Annotated in this window: 20 protein-coding genes and 1 pseudogene; 11 read left to right on the plus strand and 10 right to left on the minus strand. The window is 60.4% G+C overall.

Annotated features, from left to right (window positions below; genetic code table 11):
- Positions 1 to 10: 10 nt before the first annotated feature.
- Positions 11 to 772 carry a GspE/PulE/PilB domain-containing protein gene (locus A4R35_RS15155; RefSeq protein WP_189361854.1) on the minus strand — a complete coding sequence of 254 codons (762 nt, stop codon included), beginning with the start codon at positions 770 to 772 and terminating at the stop codon, positions 11 to 13.
- A gap of 465 nt (positions 773 to 1,237) precedes the next feature.
- On the opposite strand from A4R35_RS15155, the gene A4R35_RS15160 reads away from it, so the two are divergent.
- From A4R35_RS15160 to A4R35_RS15180, 5 genes are all read left to right on the plus strand, one after another.
- Entirely contained in the window at positions 1,238 to 1,555 is a 318-nt protein-coding gene (locus tag A4R35_RS15160) for a hypothetical protein (RefSeq protein ID WP_112430773.1), read from the plus strand.
- A gap of 168 nt (positions 1,556 to 1,723) precedes the next feature.
- Positions 1,724 to 3,844: a glycosyltransferase gene (locus A4R35_RS15165; RefSeq protein WP_112430775.1), complete on the plus strand. Its 2,121-nt coding sequence runs from the start codon at positions 1,724 to 1,726 to the stop codon at positions 3,842 to 3,844.
- 620 nt (positions 3,845 to 4,464) lie between these two features.
- Positions 4,465 to 4,848 carry a CBS domain-containing protein gene (locus A4R35_RS15170; RefSeq protein WP_112430777.1) on the plus strand — a complete coding sequence of 128 codons (384 nt, stop codon included), beginning with the start codon at positions 4,465 to 4,467 and terminating at the stop codon, positions 4,846 to 4,848.
- A gap of 670 nt (positions 4,849 to 5,518) precedes the next feature.
- Complete coding sequence (lepB, locus tag A4R35_RS15175; RefSeq protein WP_112434228.1) at positions 5,519 to 6,085, plus strand: signal peptidase I; 567 nt, start codon at positions 5,519 to 5,521, stop codon at positions 6,083 to 6,085.
- Between the two features lie 33 nt (positions 6,086 to 6,118).
- A complete protein-coding gene (locus A4R35_RS15180; RefSeq protein ID WP_112430779.1) occupies positions 6,119 to 6,808 on the plus strand; it encodes a YrzE family protein in 690 nt (229 codons plus the stop codon).
- 244 nt (positions 6,809 to 7,052) lie between these two features.
- Here A4R35_RS15180 and A4R35_RS15185 read toward each other — a convergent pair whose 3' ends face one another.
- From A4R35_RS15185 to A4R35_RS24730, 6 genes are all read right to left on the minus strand, one after another.
- Entirely contained in the window at positions 7,053 to 7,997 is a 945-nt protein-coding gene (locus A4R35_RS15185; protein WP_112430781.1) for a sucrase ferredoxin, read from the minus strand.
- A 37-nt stretch (positions 7,998 to 8,034) separates the two neighbouring features.
- Positions 8,035 to 8,853, minus strand: coding sequence for an energy-coupling factor transporter transmembrane component T family protein (locus tag A4R35_RS15190; RefSeq protein WP_112430783.1), 819 nt, complete (start codon positions 8,851 to 8,853; stop codon positions 8,035 to 8,037).
- Positions 8,844 to 10,694, minus strand: a complete 1,851-nt coding sequence (locus tag A4R35_RS15195; protein WP_112430785.1) for an ABC transporter ATP-binding protein — start codon at positions 10,692 to 10,694, stop codon at positions 8,844 to 8,846. Before A4R35_RS15195 ends, A4R35_RS15190 begins: the two co-directional genes overlap by 10 nt.
- A 187-nt stretch (positions 10,695 to 10,881) precedes the next feature.
- Positions 10,882 to 11,493, minus strand: coding sequence for an ECF transporter S component (locus tag A4R35_RS15200; RefSeq protein WP_189361856.1), 612 nt, complete (start codon positions 11,491 to 11,493; stop codon positions 10,882 to 10,884).
- Between the two features lie 441 nt (positions 11,494 to 11,934).
- Positions 11,935 to 12,417 (minus strand): peptidylprolyl isomerase, encoded by a 483-nt coding sequence (locus tag A4R35_RS15205; RefSeq protein ID WP_317615989.1) that lies wholly within the window; start codon positions 12,415 to 12,417, stop codon positions 11,935 to 11,937.
- A 242-nt stretch (positions 12,418 to 12,659) separates the two neighbouring features.
- Entirely contained in the window at positions 12,660 to 13,520 is an 861-nt protein-coding gene (locus A4R35_RS24730) for a peptidylprolyl isomerase (RefSeq protein WP_223258352.1), read from the minus strand.
- Between the two features lie 861 nt (positions 13,521 to 14,381).
- Here A4R35_RS24730 and dnaB point away from each other — a divergent pair.
- From dnaB to A4R35_RS15230, 4 genes are all read left to right on the plus strand, one after another.
- Positions 14,382 to 16,190 carry a replicative DNA helicase gene (gene dnaB / locus A4R35_RS15215; protein ID WP_112430789.1) on the plus strand — a complete coding sequence of 603 codons (1,809 nt, stop codon included), beginning with the start codon at positions 14,382 to 14,384 and terminating at the stop codon, positions 16,188 to 16,190.
- Positions 16,191 to 16,207: 17 nt separating this feature from the next.
- Positions 16,208 to 16,975 carry a DnaD domain-containing protein gene (locus tag A4R35_RS15220; RefSeq protein WP_112430791.1) on the plus strand — a complete coding sequence of 256 codons (768 nt, stop codon included), beginning with the start codon at positions 16,208 to 16,210 and terminating at the stop codon, positions 16,973 to 16,975.
- A 3-nt stretch (positions 16,976 to 16,978) separates the two neighbouring features.
- The gene (locus A4R35_RS15225; RefSeq protein WP_112430793.1) at positions 16,979 to 18,532 is read left to right on the plus strand and encodes an ATP-binding protein; all 1,554 of its coding nucleotides are present in this window, start codon (positions 16,979 to 16,981) and stop codon (positions 18,530 to 18,532) included.
- Between the two features lie 583 nt (positions 18,533 to 19,115).
- The gene (locus tag A4R35_RS15230; RefSeq protein ID WP_112430795.1) at positions 19,116 to 20,759 is read left to right on the plus strand and encodes a hypothetical protein; all 1,644 of its coding nucleotides are present in this window, start codon (positions 19,116 to 19,118) and stop codon (positions 20,757 to 20,759) included.
- A gap of 485 nt (positions 20,760 to 21,244) precedes the next feature.
- On the opposite strand, the gene A4R35_RS15235 is transcribed toward A4R35_RS15230, so the two are convergent.
- Positions 21,245 to 21,460, minus strand: a complete 216-nt coding sequence (locus A4R35_RS15235) for a hypothetical protein (RefSeq protein ID WP_112430797.1) — start codon at positions 21,458 to 21,460, stop codon at positions 21,245 to 21,247.
- A gap of 116 nt (positions 21,461 to 21,576) precedes the next feature.
- Here A4R35_RS15235 and A4R35_RS15240 point away from each other — a divergent pair, with 116 nt between their 5' ends.
- Both A4R35_RS15240 and A4R35_RS15245 read left to right on the plus strand, forming a co-directional pair.
- The gene (locus tag A4R35_RS15240; RefSeq protein WP_151729380.1) at positions 21,577 to 21,975 is read left to right on the plus strand and encodes a VOC family protein; all 399 of its coding nucleotides are present in this window, start codon (positions 21,577 to 21,579) and stop codon (positions 21,973 to 21,975) included.
- Positions 21,976 to 22,035: 60 nt separating this feature from the next.
- Positions 22,036 to 23,223 carry an FIST signal transduction protein gene (locus A4R35_RS15245; protein WP_189361858.1) on the plus strand — a complete coding sequence of 396 codons (1,188 nt, stop codon included), beginning with the start codon at positions 22,036 to 22,038 and terminating at the stop codon, positions 23,221 to 23,223.
- Between the two features lie 141 nt (positions 23,224 to 23,364).
- On the opposite strand, the pseudogene A4R35_RS25325 reads toward A4R35_RS15245, so the two are convergent.
- Together A4R35_RS25325 and A4R35_RS25330 are read right to left on the minus strand one after the other, a co-directional pair.
- A pseudogene (locus A4R35_RS25325) lies at positions 23,365 to 23,463 on the minus strand (WD40 repeat domain-containing protein); the annotation flags it as partial.
- A 12-nt stretch (positions 23,464 to 23,475) separates the two neighbouring features.
- Positions 23,476 to 23,574, minus strand: a complete 99-nt coding sequence (locus A4R35_RS25330) for a WD40 repeat domain-containing protein (protein ID WP_399357586.1) — start codon at positions 23,572 to 23,574, stop codon at positions 23,476 to 23,478.
- Between the last annotated feature and the right edge of the window lie 621 nt (positions 23,575 to 24,195).

The raw sequence follows: 24,195 nt of genomic DNA on the forward strand, positions 1-24,195 counted from the left end.
GGCCCGGTCGTCATCGGGCCGGGTTCTCTTGTGGCTGGTCGGCTAAGAGTCGCCGCTGCTGTTGCTCCCAGTAGTGGAGAATCTCGCTGATCATCTCTGGCTCGCAACGCACCTGAAAGATGGCGCGCTGCGTCACTGTTTGCAAATGATCCAGAATGGCACGATCAAGCCGGCGTGCTGTGGCCAGGGTCAGGGTCCCTCGCTCGGCCCCAATGGGGACACAGCGATACCGCTGGGCCAGCTCATAGGGCAGCAGATGGAGCAGGCGCAGCGAGGGATAGCTGGAGAGGAAGGCGAGGTAGGGCAGCTGACTTTCGGCCTGAGCTTGATCCTCCTCGGACACTGCCACTTCCTCGCTCGGCCTGGTCTGGCTGAAGCCCTGCGGGTCTCGATCTCCTTCGATCAGGCGTGGCTGTCGCCGTTGTAGCTCGCGTAAAAATTGACGCGCTGCCTCTCCGGCAAGACAGCGTGCGCTGTGCTCGACATCGGCCAGCAGCGGACGCAGACGCTGCATCACAGCCTCCGCTCCCGCCAGCGTGGCTGAACGCAGCAGCAGGGCACACTCGCCCTCTAGAGAGAAAATCTGATCTCTGGCGCGAATCTGCTGCCGGATACGCCGCACGGCTCGCTCCAGTGCCGCTGCTGACTGCTCGCTTGTCTGAAGATGGATCAGGGCAAATGGCTCTTCCTCCGTCGTCTCGCCTGGGCTGGCCGCTGCCGATGTGAGGGTGGCCTCTCGATCTCGCGATCCTGTGTGCTCCTCGTCCTTCACATTATCCTCCTCTACAGGCGCCAGCTTCCTGCCACGCGCCTGCCCGTCTACGACGGGGCCAGGCATGCGATACATGCCGCGTATGTAGTATACTATTTTCGTGAAAATAGTGGTTATCTATTCTGGTAGAGGAGCAGTTAAAATAACTTACTTAAAGTAAAGAAAAATATGTATTTCCTGTTTTCTATTGTTAACCGGAAAGCATGAGATATTACCTGATCACAACTAAACGTCTCTTCTCAAGACTGCAGGGGGCATGCCATACTGTGGCAGGTATACGGCGGCCAGGTCAGAGCTTCCCTTTCTCCCCTTGCGTGCGAACGAACGCTCACAGGCTGAGCTGATCATGGCCGCCCCTTCCTAAGCCAGGCCCGTGCCTGTGGCAAAGCAGCGTGAGGCCGGCAGATAGCCAGGCTAAAGCTAAGGAAGCAGGCGAGAAGGAGCTGTTGGGAGGTAGCAGGGAGCATGAATGATTATCTCATTGGATGGAAAATTCGCTGGAGTCCAATGCTAGCCCCGGACCAGGGCATGGTTCCCGATGCCAGCGTCTTTGCACGAGTCGAAGAGGGCGAGCTGGCGACTTGTCAGCCGGCACCCGCGACCAGCGAGGAGGCCGCTCAGCGCCTGGTGCGCAACGAAGAGAGCGCTGAGCCTGTCTTCGTGGGCAGCCTCTGGGAAACGGATGAGCCGTGCGAGGGGGAGATTGCCCTGGAACCGGAGTGGATAGAGCAGGTTTGTTGTCATATTGAGGCCATCATTGCAGGAGCAGGAGAGCGGGCCTGACTGGGCCGGGTCGGGCGCACGGGCGAGCGGCGCACCGCCCGTGCCTGGCTGGCTGTGGGGTCCATCGCTGTCTCTTCTCCATTGTTCTCCTTCAGCTTGAAGTGAGCAGAAGAGCAGAGGGCAAGCGCAGGGGCCTGGCCTCCAGGACCAGGCAAGAGGGAGGAGGCTATGCAGCATAAGCAAGTGGGAGGGAACGAGCGTGGCAAGGGTCGCTCCCCTCAGCTGAGCGTTATTCTCTGTACCTATAACCGATGCAACCTCGTGCTCTCGGCGCTGGCCAGCCTGCGGCGTCAGACGCTGGCGCGCCATCTCTACGAGGTGATTGTGGTCGACAATGGCTCGCGGGATGGCACACCTGCTGTGCTGCAGCGCTACCTGCAAGCGCGGGCGCCAGATGAGCGCGACTGGCAGGTGCGTTGTCTGAGCGAGCGGCGCAATGGTCTGGCCTATGCGCGCAATGCAGGGCTCCAGGTCGCGCGAGGAGAGATTGCCGTTTTCCTTGACGACGACGCCCTCGCCTCACCGCGCTTCCTGGAGTATCTGCTGCAGGCGTATGCCGAGACCGGCGCCGATGCCGTCGGAGGGCGGATTGAACTCTATTGGGAGGCGCCTCGTCCCTACTGGCTGACCGATGAGCTACTGCCCGTGCTCGGCTATTTTGCTCCTGCGGGCGAGCGCCAGCAGCTGAGGGCCCCCCAAAGTTTGGGCAGCTGCAGCTTTTCTGTGAAGGTTGCCGCCTTGCGAGCGGTTGGGGGCTTCTCACCGCTGCTCGACAAGCGTCTGGCGGTTCCGACGCGGCTGGGCGTAGAAGATCTCTGTCGGCGGCTCCATGCTGCCGGCTATGCGCTCTGGTATGAGCCGCGGGCCCTGGTGGCCCACCGGGCCCATGCTGCGCGCCTCTGCCGCACCTTTTTTATCGGCCATGCCTACTGGCAGGGTCGTTCTGAGGTGCTCATGGAACTGAGCGCCGCTCTCGCGCAGCGGGCCGAGGAGCGCAACGCCTGTCTTTCCTGGAGAGCTTTACTCACTGATCTAAGGCATCTTGCGCGCCTCTGGCTTTGGGAACAGCCTCATCTGCTGATCGCGCGTGGTACATCGGCGCAGCACCTGTATCTGACGATGGAGAGCCTGCGCTGCTGGGGGCGCTTCCTGCAGCGCCTGAGCTTGCTCTGGCGTCCGCTACCCCAAGAAGGCAGCCTGGCGGTATTGCTGGTCATGGCGCCGCAGTGTGAAGCGGCCACCCTCTTGTTAGCGCAGGCACTGCGGCGTGAGGGTTTGGCCTGTCAGGTCGAGCGGGCCAATCTCTCTCTGACCTGGCTCTGGCGTCACCGCGGCCTGGATGGCCAGGCTTGTGGCATCGTGCAGTTGCAGCGTCCAGGGGCCTGGTGCCTGCCATTGCGGCGCGGTCTCAATCTGCTGCTGCGCCTCTGGCTCGCGCGCCGCCTGGGGTTACCGCTGGTCATTGCCGACAGTGGGGGCTGGTGGCATAGCGCACGCGGTCTCCGCCCACTGCTGCGGCGCTGGCTGGAGCGCTATCTGCTGCATCAGGCTCAGACCATCCTGGTTCCCACCCGGCGCATCGAAGATTTCTATCCTGAGCGGTCTCTCCAGGAGCGAACCCAGGGCCTTCCCCCGGCTGGCTTTCGCGGCTACTATGCCGCGCCCCTGCCGCGGGTCGAAGCCTATCGTCGTCTTGGAATTCCGGCTTCCGTTCCCTATGTCTATCTCTGCTTTGCCGCCTGGCACAGTGAGGAGGAGGTTCTCAGCCTCTGCGAGAGCTTTCGCCGCCTCTGGGAAAGGCTCATGCCCGTGCCAGGCGATGTCTCTCAGGGGCCGCACCTGCTGCTTGTTGGGACCCCGGCTGATCGTCCTCGCCCCACACGCCTGTTACGACTGGCGGCGCGTATGCCCATGTTACATCTCTTTCTCCGGCCACCGCTCGATGAAGATATTCCGCTCTATCTGGGAGCTGCCGATGCCGTGGTTCTGCCACAGCGCTCGCATCTGCGGGCAGGCAATGTTGAGTTGGCGCTGCTGGCCCTCTCCTATGGTCGAGCTGTCGTAGCCCCCGCGCTCCCCTCTTTCGCCGATCTGCCGGCCTCACAGGCCGTGGTTTTCTACCATGCCGCTGATGAAGCTGATCTGGAGCGGGCGCTGGGTGAGGTACGTTCGGGCGTGGTCCAGGATCTGCTACGTACCGCCTGTGCCGAACCGCAGCTAGAGGCTGTCGCTGGCTGGAGCGACTACGCCCGGCATCTCGTCAAGCTCTATGAGAGCTTTCGCTGGTAGCCGCCTGACTGCTATCAGGGTCTGTCCGCCCGGGTGGGGGTAGGTGCAGAGACCCTCGCTTCTCTGCCGCCCGGTATGGTAATGTATCAAGCGGGGGAGCAGCCAGGGGAACCAGGTAGGGTGCAGACGACAACGGGGCCGGCTGACCCGGCTCATCGAGCTATGGCAGGCCGTCAATCAAGCCAAACGGCCAGGTCGACAGATTCAGTCTGGGCCTGGGCCTCAGCCTCATGATTCGTCCATCAGGCCTGGCGAGACAGAAGGGGCGGGCAGTCTCCGCCACTGGCGGTCGCCTGGCTTCAGGAGACTGTCCGTTTCGACCTGAACTACGCTTGCCGTGGAAGAGAGTCTGGCCGGGCCGTCTCAGCTCTGCTTCCTGCCTGTCAGGCGCCGTTGTGTGGTGCTCGTCTCTCTTGCCGCCAGTGGGGTGGGCAAAAAGACCTTGTTGCTACTCGACCTTTCGTTAGCATCGCGTCAGCATCTCGGCTTGTCATCACAGGGTAGTGAGGGGAGACGCTGATACGTTGTGGTATCGCCGTCCTCCTTCTAAGTCAGGCGAGGGGGCGTCTTCCCGTTCGTGTGCATCGTTTTGTCAGCAGAGCAGCAGAGGAGAGTGCTCAATGATCGCCAGAGACATCATGACTCGCACGGTCTACACCATTCGACCCGAGGCGAGCGCTCAGGAAGCAGCCCGGCTGCTGGATCAGAAGCGCATCAGTGGCGCACCAGTTGTCGATGGAGACGGCAGGCTGATTGGCATGGTCACGGAAGCCGATATCATCAGCAAGGTCAATCGTGAAGGCTTGCGCGTTGCCGACATCATGAGCCATGAGCTGATTGTTGTCTCCGAGGAAACTCCCCTGGAAGAGATTGCCGCTTTGCTCTCCGAACGCAAGATCAAGCGTGTCCCCGTCGTTGAAAATGGCCGTCTGGTTGGGATTGTGAGCCGCGCCGATATTGTCCATGCTGTAGCCGCCGGGCACCTCATTGTGCGCAGCTGGTAAGAGTCTGCAACCCGTGCTATCATAGGAAGGCTGAAGAGCGCAGGCTAACCAGGCAGGAGGATAGTCGAGCCAGTGCTGGCGCCTCGCTGATCCCAGTTCAGCCCGCTTCTCAGTAAGAGCAGGGGAGGAGTCTGCCTTGTCTGTCTGCCTGTCTGTCCGCCTGTTCTCTCCTTCGAGCAGCTGGCCAGCGAGATCTCGACAGAGGCGCTGTCTGCGGAGGAGAGAGGAATAGTGGCTCTGTCAGGCCAGGGTGAGGCTTAGAGGTCCGGTCAGGTCAGGTCAGACTCCTTTCCCTGCGCTGCAGTGTGTTTGAGTGATAGGCCCGGTCCTGGGTGTGTGGGGGCGGGCGTGAGGCGGGTACAACGGTGATGTGGCCTGTCGGCGGCCCTGGTGGGTTACTGGCAGACGAGCAAGCTGGTACCATTGGGCTGCTTTCTCCTCTGGTCAAGGGGTAAGGTGAGGGCCGCTGCCGATCTTTCGCTATAATGTGCCCAGACAGAGTGATAGAGTGCAGGAGCCAGCTTCTGCCGGAGAACCAAACCGGCCTGGCCTGGTACCGGCTTGGCTGACTGAGGCGTCTGACCAGACAGGCGCGCCACCAGCGAAGCGAGCGCACGAGCCGGCGCTGGTTCTCCCGCATGCAGTGATCGGAACAGGCGAGGTAACGGTCTTGAAACGAGCACATCTTGCCCGAGATATTCTAGAGGTCATTGCCCTGGCGCTGATCCTCTTCCTGGCAACGCGCCTTGCCATCCAAAACTACCACGTGGAAAATGTGAGCATGCAGCCTACGCTGGTCGATGGCGAAAATGTCATTGTCAACAAGCTGGCCTATCTCTTTCATCCGCCCGAGCGTGGGGATGTGATTGTCTTCCATTGGCCACTGGATACACGCCAGGACTTTATCAAGCGTATTATTGGCATTCCCGGTGATGTCATTCGGACGGATAGTACCCATGTCTGGGTCAATGGCGTCCTGCTCAATGAACCATATGTCAAGGCCCCCTACAATGCCATCGCCAATATCTGGAGGTTGGGCAAAGATCAGTACTTTGTGATGGGCGATAACCGCCCCGATAGCGACGATTCGCGCAATTGGGGTGTAGTCCCACGCAATTATATCGTTGGCAAGGCCATTGCAGTCTACTGGCCCATTAACAGGTGGCAGGTGATCAATACCTATCCGGCAGTCTTTGCCCACATTCCCGATGCCAACCCTCAAACAACCAGCAAATGAGGATCGATCAGTCAAAAAGGGAGTAGGCCGTCAATGAACGAGTCGGAGCAGCGCTATCCTTTACACCAGCACGAGAATGATGAGTGGGATCGGGATGAGGAAGGGGAGCATCACAGTCGGCATCGCCATCATATTGCACCTTTGCCAGATCAAAGCGAAGAAGATGATGAGGAGTGCGAGGAGCGCCGTCGCCTGCACCAGCGCGAAGAGCCGAGCGAGCCGGAGCTGCCCAGAGGCCGTCTGCTGCCAACTCTGATCGTGGGAGTGGTAGCCGGAATCCTCTGTGCCGCCGTGAATATCGCCCTTGTGCTGTTGAATGCCCCGCTCTTCGCCAATGCGGAGCGACTTGCCAGTCAGAATGCCTATCAGCTGGCGGTGTCGATCACAACGCTCTGCGGCCTGGTCATTTTCATCAGCCTGGTGATCTGCGCCGTAGCGGGCTTTATCGTCGGCAAGCTGGCAGTCCAGCGGAGCCTGGGCTTTCTGGCGGGTCTGGTGGCTGGCGTGCTCTACTATCTGGGAGCGATCTTCTTGCCGCGCTATATTCCTGGTTTCCCCAGCAATGCCCCCGCCAGTGGCAATGTGACCTTTGGTGGCGTCATTGGCGGAATTGTGGTCACCATCATCTTTATGCTCTTGCTCGGCCTGCTGGAGGGACTGGCCGCTCTCTTTGGGGCCTGGTTGGCAACGCGCCGTCACCCTTACTACGTGGGCTATAGCTAAGATGCCTTGAAGCCTGGCCTGGGAAGAACAGTTTGGAAAGCAGGAAAGAGACCGTGAGGCTGGCCGTGCCAGAGGGAAAGGGCCAGCCTTATTGGTTGATTCTCTCTGATGGGGGTGTATTCTCTTGTTCTCTCCCCTCCTCTCTCCCCTCGGCCACTGGGCCTGTCCCAGGCCGGTGGCGAGGGAAGAGAAGAAGGAGTTCCGAGAGAGCTGAGTGAGAGAGGGAGTGCAGTCGTCTGGCTGATTAGCTAACGACTGCCTGCGACGCTTGCGGCACATAGATCCGGTGTTCAAGCAGGCAGTACTCTTGCCGCAGCAGTTTGCCGCTCAGATTGCAGCGGCAGCCCTCGACGGCGGCGAGTGGATGCTGCTGCTCCACCAGGCGCAGGCTATGCAAGGTGCCGTCAATGCGCGAGCGGAAGAGCACCCGATGATAAGCTCCATCCTGACGCGCCTTTAAAAGGATAAACGCCTCTAGCTCCTGGTGGCCCGTGCGCTGCCGCAGGTAATGTTCGGCGGCCTGGACAGGTTGAGGATAGACTACGCGCCCACGGCATTTCTCCAGGTAGAGCTTTCCCTGGCGGTCGGCCTCCAGAATAGCCGCCACCTCGGGCACCTTGACGCGGCTATAGTAGATGCCGTGCGGCAGACAGACCAGATTGGCGGCAAACTGGTCGCCCCCGATGTGGCTGCATTGCCAGACCTGTTCCCTGGCCAGACGGGCCGCTTCCCGATAGATGGGCATGCCGAATTTGGCGCAGCACTGATCATGTTTGCCGTGGGTGCAGACCAGATAGAGCGGCTCGGCGCTCAGGTAGCTGTCGTAGGCGGGAGCTCCCTGCTCTAGCTCGGCCAGCGGAAGCTGTGGCAGCTCCTGGTAGCTGGCAAGCTGAAAAGCGTAGAGCGTCTGGCGCTCGGGCCGGGTAATCGCCACGAAGCAGCGCAGCGGACCGCTGCTGCGTGGTCCGCGTCTGATAAAGACCGCCATACTCTGCCTGGTTTCATAACTGAGGGCAAGCTCGGCCAGCCAGCGTCGGGCCGGCTCCGGCAGATCATTAAAGAGCACTGCTGATCGTTCCCAGGCCCCTGTATATTCCACCAGCACCCAGATCCTTGCCAGTGGCGCCAGGCCGTGAAAGGGTACCTGGCGCTCCTCTGAGAGCTGCGCGCAGAAGATATGTTCTACCACACCTGATACTCCTCACTGTCCTGATGTTGCTCATGGCTTATAGCTCCTTCGTAAAGGAGAGCGGCCCCATCCAGCCATACCGCCAGAACAGGGCGATTACCAGCAGGCAGAGCAGCCAGAAGCAGAGAATGAACAGGTAGTCTGCGCGACTGAAGCAAAAACGCCGGAAATAGGAGCGCTGTTTCAGAGCGCCAAAGGCCCGGCTCTCCATCGCCAGCGCGGTCCGCTCTGCCCGCCGGATGGCGCTGGTTAATAGCGGAATCGCATAGCGGCGCAGGCGCTCGATATGGACCCTGACCCCGCTGTGTGTCTCGATCCCGCGGATACGATGCGCTGCCTGAATCAGGCGAAATTCTTCCTGGAGCAGGGGCATAAAGTGAAAGGCGGCCAGGATACCGTAGCCAAGCCGGTAGGGAAAGCGCCACTGCTGAACCATTGCCCGGATAAAGTCGCTGATATCGGTGGTGAGCATGAAGATCAGCGAGAGCAAGAACATGGCATAGACGCGCAGAACGGCAGCCATCCCGGCCAGCACAGCCCCCTGGTAAAGCACCAGCGGACCTAGCCGCAGCACCACTGGCGTACGATCAAACAGCTCGGCGCGCACCATAAAAGGATAAAGGATCATAAAGACCAGCAAACTGATCGTGAGTGGGGCCTGAAGGCGCCAGAAAGTCCCTGGGGTGATACGCGCCGGTCCCACGATCACGGCGCTGGCCAGGGCAATGAAAGCCAGCGGCAGCCAGGGGTCAGTGGTGAGCGCCACGAAAAGCAGCACAGGTACCACAGCCACAACCTTGCTTAGCGGGTTCAAGCGGTGTAGCAGCGACTCACCCTCTTGATAGATCACTTGCATGGTCTCCCCCCTTCCACGGAGGCTGCTCCATCGGCAGCGGCCAGTGGCTCCGCCAGTTCCCGAGCACTGTCCTGGAGACAGCGCTCACATAGCTCCTCCAGTGTGAGCAGATCTGACCAGCCAAGCCGGCGCGCTAGCTGGGCCAGCGGGGGCAGCATCAAACGTGCCTCGGCCAGCAGCTCCGCGTGAGTGAAGAGGGCCGCTGGCGTCCCGTAGAAGAGCAGCCTGCCATGATTCATGACGGCCACATACTGAGCGTAAGTGGCTACCAGGGACATATCGTGCGTAATCACCACGATCGTTCGTCCCTCGCTATGAAGCTGCCAGAGCAACTCTAACAGGGCGGTCGCATTGTACTCGTCCTGACCGAAAGTTGGCTCATCAAGAATCAAGATCTCCTGCCCCATGGCCAGCATGGTGGCCACGCTCAGGCGCCGCTTCTCGCCGTGGCTCAGCGTAAAGGGGTTGGCCCGTGCCAGAGAGAGCAGGTTGAAGCGTTCCAGCAGCGCGCGTGTACGCTCCTGAACCTCCGTCGCTGGCGGGCCCATAACGCGCAGCCCATAGGCCACCTCATCCTCGACCGCCTCGGTAATAAACTGGTGTTCGGGATTCTGGAAGACGTAGCCAACATGGCGCGTCAGCTCGCGGGCGGAAATCGTCGTAATATCGCGGCCCAGCAAGCGGACGCAGCCCCGAGGTGGCTGCAGAACCCCGATCAGATGCTGCGCCAGGGTGGTCTTGCCAGCGCCATTGGCCCCGACCAGCGCCAGCAAGGCCCCACGCGGAATCGCCAGCGAGATGTCCTGCAGCACCTGTCGTCCAGCGGCACGGTAGGAAAGGGAGCAGACCTCGATCGCCGCCTCCCCCTGGTCAGGCTCAGACCTGGTCGGAGGCGAGGCTGAGCATCTCTGCTGGCCATCGTTGTGAACGGCGGTGCTGGTTAAGGGAGCCGATGAATCCTGGTGACCAGCCCTGAACGCTCGCCTTCCCTTCAAGGCCTCCGCGGCCTCACTCAGGGTGAGCGGGAACGGCTCAAGTGACCAGCCATGCTGCTGGAGAACGTGGGCAAGCCTGGCTACCTGGGGCACCCAGACCCCCAGCCCCTGGAGCGTTGACAGATGCGCACGTAAGACCTCACGCGGTCTTCCATCGATGACCACTTCGCCCCGCTTACCCAGCACGACCATGCGCTCCACCAGATCCATGAGCTCGTCGAGGCGATGCTCAATCAACACAATCGTATAGCGACCTGTCTCCTTGCAGCGGCGCAGCAGATCAAAAACCTCTCGTGTGCCCTGGGGATCAAGATTCGCTGTCGGCTCATCGAAAACCAGGATCTCCGGCTCAAGCGCCAGCAGAGCCGCCAGCGCCACTCGTTGCTTCTCTCCTCCCGAAAGCTGTTCCACGCGGCGATAGCGCAGCTCTGTCAGTCCTACCAGGCGCAGACTGTCGCTGATACGCCGCTCCATCTCGTCGGGCGAGAAGCAAAGATTTTCCAGGCCGAAAGCGATCTCATCCTCCACGGTAAACATCACAAACTGGGCCTCCGGGTCCTGGAAAAGAATGCCCACCCGCTGCGCCAGAGTAGCAACTGTCGTCTGCCGTGTATCGAGGCCGGCCACACGCACGTGACCGCTCTGCAGCTTGCCAATGCTGTGAGGAATCAGCCCGTTGAGCGTGAGCGCCAGTGTGCTCTTGCCGCTACCGGAGGGGCCCAGCAGCAGCACCGTCTCACCGGCGCGCAGTTGGAGCTGAAGGTGCTCCAGAGCCGACATACGTCGTCCAGGATACTTGACCGTCAGATCTTCGATCTCAATGAGGGTCGTCCTTGTCTCACTCATTATTACCGTTCTCCTCTCTCAGCATCTCTCCTACCTCTCCAGCGGCTTTTTCAGCCAGCCACAACTGGGGTGGAGACAGGGGCTGGTCGACGTTGACCAACCCCTGCGAGAGGCTGAGGTAGCGCCGATTGGGCGCAACAGAGAGAGCCAAAGGCTACAATCTTCCCACCTGGGCTGGAGCGGAGCATCAGATTTCATCTTGTTCCCGGCGGATCGTACCGGCCAGCACACCGGTGCGGGCTGCGGCATCACCCAGATACCTGGCCAGAATGCCACTCAGCGTGCTGCTCACGAGCGTAATGGCGATCACTCCCATCAGCACAGGGAGCGCGAGCTGGAGGGACGACGGATAGAAGATCGCATAGATAATCAGCATCACAAGACCGCCGAGAAAGCCTGTCAAGGCCATCCGGGGCAGGCTGAAATGGCGGTAGCGCGTCCCAAGTGCCACGCTCATCTCGCCTGAACAGGCGTAGAGAATCCCTGTAATCATGATCGACGGCCCATAGGGCGAGATGGGCAGCGTCACAAAGCAGTAGAGCAGAGCGATTAAGAAGGCCGCTCCCGGCCTGCGCAGGGCATAGGCGATGAAGAAGCCCGGCAGGATGTAAAGCCCAATCCAGGCCCAGGCCACGATTGGGCCAAGCACCACCGATAGCATGTATGGGTAAAGCAAGGCGCCCAGCAAAATGCCGAAGACAACGCTGATCGCTGCCAAAATCAAAATATCGCGTGTGTTCCAGGCCAGCAGCGACAGCCAACTTCGTTCTGGCTGCCTCACTTCAGTCTGTCTGCTCATCCGGTCATACTCCTCTAACAGCGAAAGCGGGGAGAGCGCCCCGCCCGCCCTCATGTCCCTTTGACATTAGGCAGACCTAATATCCTAGTATTTTGCTAAGATATTAGGGCATGCTAATGTTGGCTGTCAAGAGGCAGAAGGCCAGATAGTAGCTGCAATCTGCGAGATCGGTAAAACTACTGATCAAGAGAGGAGCGTAATCTGGAGGAGGCGGTGGAGGACGGGCGGCAAGTAGTGAAGGGGGAAGAGAGTCAACCGTCTCACGGTGTGCAGCGAGGATCAGGGCTGACCCGGCCGCGCAGCGCAGCCTGGGCAACCGTAGGGAGGGGTATCCCACCATACCGCAGGCGCGCGGATCGGAGTTCGGCCAGCCCTGTCTGTCAGGGGACGAAGACGAATGAATGGCGAAGCAGAAGCGAGCGCGTATCCAGGCGAGAGAGACTAAGCCTCTTCGATCGTCACGCGCTGCATCAAGTCGCCCACCTGGATACGACGAACCACGTCGAGGCCGGCGACTGTCTCCCCGAAAATCGTGTAGTTTGGAGGGAGGCGCGGCTGATCCTCCAGGCAGATAAAGAACTGGCTTCCATTTGTATTGGGGCCAGCGTTCGCCATAGCCAGAGTGCCGGCCTTATAGGGGCGACGTACCGGCTCATCCGGGAACATGTAGCCTGGGCCGCCGGTGCCATTGCCGAGGGGGTCACCCCCCTGAATGACGAACCCGGGCACGACGCGATGAAAAGTCAACCCATCGTAGAAGCCATCGCGGGCCAGAGCCACGAAGTTATTCACTGTCAAGGGGGCCTCGGAAGCAAAGAGCTGGAGGCGGATATCGCCCTTGGTCGTGCTGATCGTCGCATAGTAGGTCTTATGCGGATCGATCTGCATGGCGGGCGGAGCACTATAGCGTCGTTTTGCTGGCATTGTTGGCAGATCCTCACTTTCACTTGCTCAGGGAGCCGCTGCCGGCTACCGGGCAGCGTACTCATAGCATGCCACCAGGCTCCCAACTTGCTCCCTCAGCCGAAGCAGTCCTGGCCCGTGCCGGGCAAAGAAAGCGCCTGGCGAGTGGTGCAAGAGCAAAGCGGGCTGGCCAGAGGCTGGCAGATCGCCTCAGAGACGGCCAGTCCTCTCATTTCAGCCCGCCTGCCTTTGGAGAGCCTGCTTTAGGGAGCAGTCACCACTACCAGATGGGTGATGACATCAGGCGTGATATTCTTCTGAGAAGGTTGATCGCCCGGACCCTGGATCTTCTTCACGACATCCATGCCCTGGACCACATGGCCAAAGAGATTATACGATTTCGTCAGCTCCTTCGCCGGTTGGTCGGAGACGCAGATAAAGAACTGGCTGCCGTTATTGGCGGTGCCGCTGGCGGGCTTGGCCATGGCCACCGCTCCGGCGGTATAGTTGCCCTTCACCGGCTCTGCGGGCAGCGTATAGCCTGGTCCCCCGCTGCCGTCGCCCTTGGGGTCGCCGGTCTGGATGATGTAATTCGGCACCACGCGATGGAACTTCAGCCCATCGTAGAAGTGGTGCTGGGCCAGAAAGACGAAATTATTGACTGTCTCGGGGGCCAGCTTCGGATCAAGCTCCACCACGATCAGGCCGCGATTGGTATTGATACCGGCGCAATAAATCTTGTTGGTATTGATCGACATCGCTGGCGGAGCTTTATACGTATGCTGGATCTTGTTAAACGCCGCCCCGGTCGGCGCCGGGGAGCTATCGGTCAGCTGCTTGACCACCTTCAGGCAGGGTGAAACAGCGGCGGTCTTCGGCTGTGGCTTCGGTGGGGCGAAGGGACCGATCTTGTAATAGTACATAGCGCCGATGGCGGCAGCGATGATCAGGATCGTCAGGGTGATAGCCCAGGGGTAGCGAGCCAGGCCCCGCTTGGGAGGCGTATAGCCAGGGCCGCGCTTCTCCTTCTTCTTGGGGGCAGGCGCTTCTGGCAGCTTGGTCGCGTGCGCGCGGGCGATCTTTTCCGCTCTTCTCGTGGCTGCGCGCTTGCTCGTCTTTGGCATGGGGTCTGAATACTGCTCCTTTTTCAGATCTTGCTGCTTGTTTGCTTGCTGAGAACCACAGAGGCCCAAGTCAACAGCGCAGCTGCTTCCTTGCTGTGGGGCTGTTCTGTTGACGGCGGCAGCGCTGGACGCGGCTGGCTGGCTGACTGACTGACAGGGTAGCACTTCCCTGTCCTGTACCGGTTTGAGCAGGCAGGGCTGTCTGACGGACAAACAACCAGCCAGGATAAAGAGCGCTGATTTCTGGGTGCTATGATACCCTGCAGGCCCTTGTGGGTCAAGCCCTTTTCAACCTCCCCCACCGGGGGGTGTCGTGGGGGTGAGCTTTCCCCTGGGGAATAGGAAGATTCGCCCACCTGGCCATGTGGATAAGTGTGTGGATAAGTTTGTGGATAGCGGTGGATAACTGTGGATAACTCCCCTTGGACGGTGGATAACTGGGGGATAACTGCTTATTAACTCAGCTATATATGGGGGTCGCAAGCGTGAGATATCCCCGAGGATATCCACATATCCACAGAGCCACTGCCAGCCTGCTGTTTGCTTTCGGGCACAAGATTCGCTACACTGTTTAGACACACGGGATTCCCCTCCCGCTAATCTTGATCCTGGGTGGGGCAGACGGCGGTGCAGGGCGCGTCGGCTGCTCGGCTGGTCCTTCTGCTGAAGTGCAGATCAGGTGGAGGCGTCTGTGATCCGGCTGGCCAGCCGCCGCGATGCGCATGTATCGAGTCTATCGCGTGATAAGTCGGAATTATATGATATAATTTTTAGGCTGTTAATTCTCTTTTGCTGTTGTTCATAAACCGCCTGGTGACAGGACAGGCTGCTGAGATTTAGTAAGAAGGCTGGAGACAGGACGTGGAGAAGCTGTTACCGCAGAACATCGAGGCCGAGTGTGGCGTCCTGGGCAGCATCCTGATTGATCCAGAGGCGATCATCCAGGTCGCTGACTTTTTGCGCCCAGAGGACTTTTATCGCGACGCCCATCGCGCCATCTATGAGGTGATGCTCCAGCTCTACGAGCGGCATGAGCCGGCGGACTTTATTACGCTCTGTGATGAGCTGGAGCGTCAGGGGAAGCTGGAGGAGGTTGGCGGCGCCAGTTACATCACGTCTCTGGTCAACCAGGTGCCCACCAGCGGCAATATCGAATACTATGGGCGCATTGTGGAGCGCACGGCAGTCCTGCGTCGTCTGATCCATGCCGCTGGGCAGATCGCCGCCATCGCCTACGAAGAGGGCGATGCCGATGTGGCGCTCGATAAGGCCGAACGCCTGATCTTTGAAATCGGACGGCGGCGCCTGCGCTCGGATTTCTCGCTCCTGAGCGAAATCCTGTCCGAGTATTTGAACAAGCTGGATCAGCTTCATGAGCGGCGTGGGGCGATCGTCGGTGTCCCTACCGGCTTCTCCGACCTCGACCGCCTCACTGGCGGCCTACAGCGCTCGGACCTGATCATTCTGGCAGCGCGCCCCTCGCTCGGTAAGACCTCGCTGGCCCTGAGCATGGCCCATAACGCCGCTGTGCGCTTCCAGCAGACCGTTGCCATCTTCAGCCTGGAGATGAGCAAAGAGCAGCTAGTACAGCGTTTGCTCTCAATGGAAGCTGGGGTCGATCAGCAGCGCCTGCGCACCGGTTGGATCGATGATGAGGAGTGGGAGCGCATTATGCTGGCGACGCAGCGTCTGGCAGAGGCGCCGATCTGGATCGATGATACGGCCAGCATTTCCACGGCAGAGATGCGCAGTAAGGCGCGGCGCCTGCAGGCGGAGCAGGGCGTCGACCTGATTATTGTCGACTATCTGCAGTTGATGCAGACGACCAGTGGCAGCGCCCGACGCAACGAGAACCGCGTCCAGGAGATTTCGGAGATCAGCCGCACGCTGAAAGCACTGGCGCGCGAGCTGAATGTGCCAGTGTTGGCGCTCGCCCAGCTCTCGCGAGCCGTGGAAACGCGTCAGTCGAAGGTGCCCCAGCTCTCGGATCTGCGTGAGAGTGGCTGTCTGGCGGGGGAGACCGCGGTCTATCTGGCCGACGAGGGGGTCTGCTGTCCGATCGAGCGACTGATGGGGCGGCAGGGCTTCCGCGTACTGGCGCTGAATCCGGCGACGCAGCGTCTGGAGGCCGCGCCGGTAACGCGCGCTTTTGCAACGGGGCGCCGGCCTGTCTATCGCCTCACGACCGCGGGGGGCCAGCAGGTGCGTGCAACGGCCAATCATCGCTTTCTGACCCGTAGCGGCTGGCTGCGTCTGGATGAGCTGGGTGCCGGGCAGGCGGTGGCTCTCCCACGCGCCCTGCCGTCGGCAGTCTGGTCCGGCCCTGGTCATGCTCTGCAAACAGCGGAGGCTGGCGCGGGCGATGTCATCTGGGACCGCGTGGAGGCCATTGTGCCCGCCGGTGAGGCTGAGGTCTATGATCTGACAGTGGCTGGCCTGCACAATTTTGTGGCCGCTGACCTCGTCGTACACAACAGCATTGAGCAAGATGCCGATGTGGTGATGTTTATTTATCGAGATGATGTCTATAACCCGGACTCGGAGCGTAAAAATATCGCGGACATTATCGTTGCCAAGCATCGCAATGGTCCTGTCGGCGAGGTAAGCCTCTACTTCCAGGCGAGTCATACCCGCTTCTGTGATCTAGAGCTTTCTCCGCCTCCTGAGTAATCTCTGGATGGATGGCTATGACGTCCTTTGCTGGCTTCCCTTCGGGCAAGAATCCCTATGTCCCTGTGCCGGAGGTCTTCTTCAGGTCGCTCCTGCCAGAGATCGAGGATGTGGCGGAATTGAAAGTGACGCTGCACCTCTTCTGGCTCCTGGCCCAGAAGCGCGGTGAGCCGCGCTGTGTGAGCGAAGCGGAGCTGTTGGGCGATCGCGTGCTGCTCAAGAGTCTGAAGCGGCGCGGTGATCCGCGCCCTCCTGAAGAACGAGTACGCCAGGGCCTGGAGAAGGCGGTAGCACGCGGCACGATTCTCCGCGTCTACCTCAAGGTGCTCGGTGATGATGGCTCTGAGGATGAGGTCATTGGCTGGTATTTCTTCAATACGGCCCGCAGCCGGCGCGTTGTGGCTGAGCTGCAGGGCAGTGAGCTGATCCCGGTCCGCCTGCTCGATGTCGGGCAACAGCGTCCCGCGCCAGAGCACGGACTGCGCCAGGGCCAGAGCCAGGAGAGCGTCTCTTCGCCCGCTCCCGCTGCCGCAGCGCTGGCGCGCGTTGGGCACAGCCAGAATCAGCATTTACACATTGAGATTGAGCGTCCGAATATATTTGTCTTGTACGAACAGAATATAGGGCTTCTTTCTCCGCTGATCGCCGATGAGCTGCGCGATGCCGCTGAACGCTATCCTCCTGAGTGGATCGAGGCAGCTTTTCGCGAGGCAGTAGAACATAATAAACGTAACTGGCGTTATATTCGCGCGATCTTGAGGCGCTGGGAAACGGAAGGCAGATAACCTATGGAACGCTTGAATGAGATTATGCTCAAACAACGGCGGCAGCAACTGCTTCAGCAGCGCGCTCGCCAGTCTGGAGCGCTGCCACGAGCGCGCGGGGAGCAGACGACGCGCCTGCCTCTGCCCGAGCAAACCGCTCGTCTGAATCAGGTGCTCTCAGGCCCTGGGCGCTCGCCCCGCGGGCGCGTCGAAGTGACGGAGGTGCCTGGGGCTGATGTCCTGACCGATACGCTGACACTGGAGGGCGGTGAGCCGCTCTCACGCCCGAGCCGACGGCCTGGTCGGCAGACCGATCACCTCTATGGCGCGCGGCGAGAAGTCCCGACGTCATCTCTGCCACGACGCGCGCGCGACTACTACTATCGAGCCGATGATTATCTACCGGCCTTGCGAGGAGATACCCTCTCCGACGACGAGTGGGAGGAGGACGAGGACGACGATGAGGGAGGGATGCGTTACGGCGATTGGGAAGATGAACAGGAGTTGCTGGAGGCCACTTCCCGTCCGGCTCTATCCCGCTTGGCTGTGGCCAGCAGACTGCCCTCGCCGAGGCGCTCGCCTACGCCCAGTGAGAGCGTGGCACTGCATCGTCGGACGGAGGGGCCGCCCTCGTCCCCAGGACTACCGCGTGATCGACTGGCTCTTCCGCCCACTGGCGTGCCTGGCCCTGCGCGCCAGCAACGGGTTACTCAGCCCCTGCGCCCCAATGCTCTCGCCAACCCCGCCTTCGCGCAGCTGCAGGAGGGCCTGCGGCAGCGTCAGGCTCGCCAAACGCCAGGACACGAGCGGCAAGCAGGAGGAAGGGGGGGACCGCTGGGAGCGATCGGCTCCAGCGAGTCGACGTTGCCGGCCCCCTTTGGCTCCCAGCGCCCTGTCTGCCCAAAGTGCAAGGGGGCCGGCTATCTGCGCCTGGATGTGCCCTTTGGCCATCCCCATTTCGGCAAACCCATTCCCTGCGAGTGCAAAGAGGCCGATCTCAAGGAGCGCCGGCGCCAGCAGCTCCGCAGCATGTCGAACCTGGAAGCCTTCCGCGATAAGAGCTTCAAGAACTTTAACTATACGGTGCCTGGGGTGCGGCAAGCTTACCAGGCAGCGCTGGAGTATGCACGTGAGCCTGATGGCTGGCTGCTGCTGGTGGGACCTAACGGCTGCGGCAAGACCCACCTGGCGGCAGCAATCGCCAATCTCTGCCTGGAAAATGGCTCTCTGGTACTCTTCGCTACCGTGCCTGATCTGCTCGACCATCTGCGCGCCGCCTTCGCTCCCGAAGCGCCTGAGATCTATGATCAGCTCTTTGCACGCATGCGCGAGGCGGAGCTGCTCGTACTCGACGATCTGGGAGCACAGCAAAGCTCGCCCTGGGCTAATGAGAAGCTCTTCCAGCTGCTGAACTATCGTTATAATTTGCGCTATCCAACGGTGATCACGGCCAATCCGCGCGGCCTGCAGGCCATCGATGAGCGCATTCGCTCGCGCCTCTCCGATGCCTCTCTCGTGACTATGGTGACCTTTGAGGGGGCGCTGGATTATCGTCCACGCAATCCTCGCCGGAATTGAGCCGACGCTGACCTGATCACCTGAGCGTGCTGCAGCCTGTTCCTCCAGACAAGAAGGACACGGCTGTGGTGCGCTCCTGGCCTCGCGAAACACCCGATAGCTTGTTGCCCCCTCTCCTCTGTGCCTGGCCTCCCTTATCATGAGGATTTCGCTGAGCTAGCTGTGCCCGTGAGGCCGCGACCCGCGCTGGGGCACCCTGACCCTCCTCATTCCGCTTCTCTGGCACTCTCTCACCCATTGCCGGGCTTGACCGAAGAAGCTGACCTTCTTGCCTGCACAGACTTCACACCGCTGAAAAAATATGGTACACAATGAGATGGATTTGTGGCTCCTTGTCCCGCTCGCCTGGGAAAGCGGTCGCCTTATAAGGGTGCCAGAAGCTATGAGAAGCAGGTCAGGCAAAGGTGATTCTTCGTCTTTCTTCTTATCAAGAAGGTAATAAATGTATTAGGAAAGGAAGGGGGTAGAGCATGATGAGATAAGCGGATCTCCGGGGTGCAAGTTTTCCTCTGCACGCTGGAGTGCGGAGCGTGCATCAACGCGGATGGTCATCTGTGAGCAAAGATTTGGCGGGAGGCTCCCCATGAAACTGCTCAGCCATCGACTCTGTCTGCTTGCTGGTACCCTCGGTTTGGTCTTACTGCTGGCAACTGGCCTCAGCCTGGGGGGGGCCAGTCGAGCGCAGGCTGCCGTGCTCTTACAGACGCACTGGCACATCGACTGTTCCCGTCCAGGTACAGCCTGCACCGAGGTACAAGACCCTGAAGAGGTCTTTGGGGAAGGCTACTATGTGGGACATGACGAGCCTTCAGTCTTATTCTACTCCTCTTTGCCCGGCTCGGGCAACCACATGACCTATTTGCTCCGTCTACCAACCGATCCACCGGGTTTGAGCGCTGGAGGGAACAAAGCCTTCAACTTCCAGTTACATATCACCTTCTGGTTTGGCATGGCCCTCTGCGATACCCAGTCCTATCCCCTCCAGGTGAGCACGTGTACACCGGATAGCGACCGCAATATCGTTGATCCGGCGGTCAGCCCCAATCATCCCGGCACGGCCTACATGGAGCTGCAATTTTACCCGCCTGGCTTTGTGTCCTGGCCGCAGGGCAATAGCTGCGACGCGCGCCAGTGGTGCGCCGCCCTGACCATAGACAGCCTGTCGGAAGACCCTGTACATGGCACAGTGCTCAACCCAACCTGTGCGGCGCAGACTGGGCTGGAGTATGTCAACTTCGCCTTTATTACGCGCGATGGGAGGGCGCAGGCGCCGGCCAACCCGGTGCAGTCGACGCTGGCCACGTTCACCCCTGATCCGCGGCGCGATCTCTTTATGAACTCCGGCGACTTCGTCCTGGTCAAGCTGGGCGATACGCCACATGGGCTGCGAGTCGATCTCTTTGATCTGACGACGGGCCAGCATGGAGCAATGACGGCCAGTGCCGCTAACGGCTTTGGACAGGTCAAGTTCGCGCCTGCCCCTTCGACTGAGTGCACCAACATTCCCTACGATTTCCACCCGATGTACAGCACCTCCTCCGAGGCGACGCGCGTCATCTGGGCGGCTCACTCCTATAATATTGCCTTTGCCGACGAGATCGGCCATTTCGACTATTGCACTGGCCCCATTGACGCCAGCGGTATCTGTCGCGGCAGCGAGGGCACGGGCAGCGATCTTGAGCCAGCTGATAGCGATGATACTGCCTGCTTTGCGGCAACGGCCTCGTTGCGCATCCAGGTCTCGGGCTGCTACGGTACCAATGTGGGCTTCGACGGCACCTCTTACAAGCCGGTCTGGCCAGATGGCAATACGCGACTCCATCCAACGCCGATTCTCTTCAGTAGCCCTCGCACGGGCCCGGGCGATCGGCAGAACTACAGTCGAGTGGCCTTCGAGTCAGACACGCCGCGCATTGAGGCGGCGGACTTCAATGGGCAGTGCAATCGGGATACTGGCGCTGGTTGTGCCATCGTGCCCAATACGGACGATGGGGTGCCAGCGGACTTCTATCCCTTCTTCAGCATTGCCCACCACGGGCCAAGCTGTCTCTGGCTGATTGGAAACGACGTGCCGGGGTTGACGACCAACGATTTCGGGAAGACGAGTGAGTTTGGCTCTCTGTTGAAGCTGACTTACCTGGCTTTCGGAGGCGGTGGAGCAACCTTGCAGCGCTATAACGATTTTCGTCAGGTGCTGTCAAGCAATCCCTGCTCATTCCTCTCCTAGCACGAGAACTGGGAGCGGAGCAGTGGGGCATGGCGACTCGCCTTCTGGCCTGGCGAGAGGGTGAGTGAGATCTGTCTGGTAACGAGGGCAGGAGCCGCCAGCGATCCGCTCCGCAGTGCGGGCCGCCGCGAGTTCCTGCCCTGGCTGTCGACCTGGGCAAGGCTTGCTTTCCTGCTCGTCTGTGCCTTTCTTGCTGTTGCCAGAGCCTTCTTGCGTGTGCGATACTATCATAATTAGGAGCAGAAAGTAGAGCGCTATCCCTTCTACGGCTCTCTACGCCGTGGTGATAACTCTTCCGTACTCTATGCGCTTGGTGGAGAAGAAGCAAGAAGGGCAGCAGCCGATACACAGGTGTGCCTGGTCAACGATCCCAGGGCTACAGCCCGCGGCTGGCAGCTAGTTGTTACCGGTTGCCGCGTACGGCTGATTGAGAGCAGCCCTGTGGGTATGGGCGCGACCTGTGGCGAGGGTCGATGCGACGAGCATCAGCGGAGCAGCGCCTGCCAGACGTACCTGGTACTCGACTGTTTACCGATCATGCGGTACGTAAAGGTGAGCCAAGACAATGTCACCTGGCTGACCGTGGGTTGTTGGTAGACGACCGCGATCGCTACAACGGTGTGGCTGACGGTATTGAAGCGCTCCGGCATGGCCAGCAACGCTTGCGCCAGGTCGGTCGTCAATTCCTGTTTGACGGTCACCGTCAGCTGTATACGCCAACTGTAGACCAGCGGAGTCCATACGTCGAGAGAGGAGGATGCGGCGCTCCACCCCGGTCCGGTCCTCAAGGGCGGGGTCTCCGCGCCGCAGATTGCTGATGAAACATATCGTCGGGATTTCGGAGATTGTGCTTTGGACGGCGGACAAGGAAAAGGCTCTCCACTTCTATCGCGACCTCCTGGGCTTAGAGGTGATCTCTCCTCCGAGCCTGCCGAACGTCTTTTTAAAAGTTGGCGAGGGGAAAGCCGGTATTCCCCAGATGATTGTTCTGGTGCCCAAGACTGAGGAAGTCAAAGCCAAACCTGCGGGCTACCAGCTTCATCATCTGGCATTGGAGCTGCCCGAGGAAGCCTTTGATGCGCAGTACGCAGCTCTCGTGCAGGCCGGCTACCAGCCACGCGGCGGCAAGCATCCCGTGCTGGCCAGTCGTACCATGTATGTGGATGATCCTGATGGGAATGAAGTGGAGTTTATCTGCCGGGCCAGTGCCAGTTGAGGACCTTTCATGGAGAACGAGCGGATAAGTGCAGAAGAGATAGAGCATGGAAAAACAAGTATGAATGCGGCTGAGGAGCAGCCCCTGGTACGGGTGGCACTGGTCGAAGATGCACGCTGGGAGCGGGCCCTGGCTCGCGCCCTAGCGCGCGTCAAAGGTCCCACCGATCTGGCCATTCTCTTCGCCAGTGGCCTCTATGCAGAATCGCTGCCTGAACTCGTGCATCGTGCTTATGAGGAAAGTGGGGTGCGGCTGCTCATTGGCTGCTCCGGCCAGGGAGTGATTGGCCAGGGCGAGGAGCTGGAGGAGACAGCAGCTCTGGCCTTGATGACGCTGCAGTTGCCGGGGGCAAGGCTGCGAGTGGTGCGCTTTACGCAGGCCCTGGTCGAAGAGTGCGAGCGCGCCGAGGAGTGGCATACGCGCCTGGGGCTGTCGCCTGAAGAGGTCAAGGCCTGGCTGATCCTGGCTGATCCTTTCCGTCTGGATAGCGAGGCCCTGCTAGAAGGGCTGGCGCGGGCCTACCCCCATTGCCCGATCGTGGGTGGCCTGGCCTCGGCTCACCCCTTGCTGCAGCGAACTTTTGTCTTTCGCAATGGCAATGTCTTTGGCGAGGGAGGCGTTGGGCTGGCCCTCGGCGGCCCTTACACTATCCTGCCGCTCGTCTCTCAGGGATGTGAACCAATCGGCGAACCCTGGACTATCACCAGCGTACGTGGCAATCTCGTCGAAACGATTTCTAATCGTCCCGCCTATGAACTTCTGCTGGAGACCTTACAGGAACTACCGCCTTTTATGCAGCGCCGTGCTCGCCATAACCTGCTAGTGGGCCTGGCGGCCAATGAGTACCGTGAGAGCTTTGGACGCGGCAGTTTCCTGGTGCGACCCCTGATTGGAGTCGATCGGCTCAGTGGGGGGTTGGCTATAGGGGCTATGCCGCGTGTGGGCCAGACGATTCAGTTTCAGATGCGCGATGCCAGTACTGCCGATATGGATCTGCGCGATGCGTTAGAGCGGGCACGTGAGGAGCTGCGTGACCGCGAACCGGTGGCCGCCATCCTCTGCACCTGTAATGGACGTGGCATGAACCTTTTCGATACCCCCAATCACGATGCTGAGGCGGTCGAACACTATCTTGGCCCTCTCCCGCTCGTTGGCCTCTTCTGCAGCGGCGAAATTGGGCCTGTTGATGGCCGTCCCTTCCTGCATGGCTTTACTGCCTGCATGGCGCTGCTCGTGCGTCTGGCATAAATTGGCCGGATCTGGCCAGTCTGGTGCTCCTGGCCTGCGGCGGAGTGCCCCGTTGCTGCAATAGGGTTGCTCACGCGTTAGTGAAGTAACCGCCGGTCGAAGCCCTCGACGGGGCTTCTCCTCTCCCGCTGCCCTTTCGTCTCAAGCGGGTGGTGCGATCCAGACCTGGGCTGTGCCGTCGTTGCCGCAGGAGAGAATGTATCGGCCATCGGGTGACCAGAGTGCTGACCAGACGGTATCACTGTGTCCGCGCTACGTCAACAGTCGTTGCCTGTTGGTCGCCTCCCAGAGCTGAACGGTGCCGTCCTTGCCAGCCGAAGCCAGCCGGCCCCCATCGGGGGACCAGGCCACGCCACGCTCCAGACGCAGCTCTGATGGCCACGATAGACCAGCTCCTGACTGCCAGTAGAGGCCTGCCAGATTCGCACAGTGGCATCGCCTCCGCCAGAGGCCAGGAGCCGCGGGCCTCTGATGTTCGCCTTCGTCGCAAGCGGCAGTGGAGTAGGAAAGCCCAGAAGAGGCAGGATCGAAGGAGAAGATGCCAGTGATTCAGGAAGAGAAGTAGAGAGAGGAGAGCTGAGCCGCCAGCTGGAAGCCATTGTATCAGGCTGCCCACCAGACCGAGACCGCTCGTTCTCTAAAGCCGTGGCCATCTGGTCACAGCGAAAACAGCGATGCGCCTCCACCTCCGGTGGTAAGGCTGTGCCCCAGAAAGTGCAGGGCCTAAAGATTGCCTCCTTCGTCTTGGCACTCCCAGGTATTGCGGAGTCTTGATAACTGCTAGCATCGGTCAACAGCCATCCCTCAGCGCCTGCCGATCTCTCGCCGCCAGCTTTTCTGCCTCCATTCTCTGCCTCGCTACTACTAAACGCCGTTTGCTTCCCTCATTGTAAGGAAAGAGAAGAGTGAGAGAAAAGCCCTGGGCTAGCCTTTTCTGGTTAGACTCTCGGAGAGTTTTTTCGCCCCTGACTG

It is taken from the genome of Thermogemmatispora tikiterensis (genome assembly GCF_003268475.1).
Taxonomy (GTDB): domain Bacteria; phylum Chloroflexota; class Ktedonobacteria; order Ktedonobacterales; family Ktedonobacteraceae; genus Thermogemmatispora; species Thermogemmatispora tikiterensis.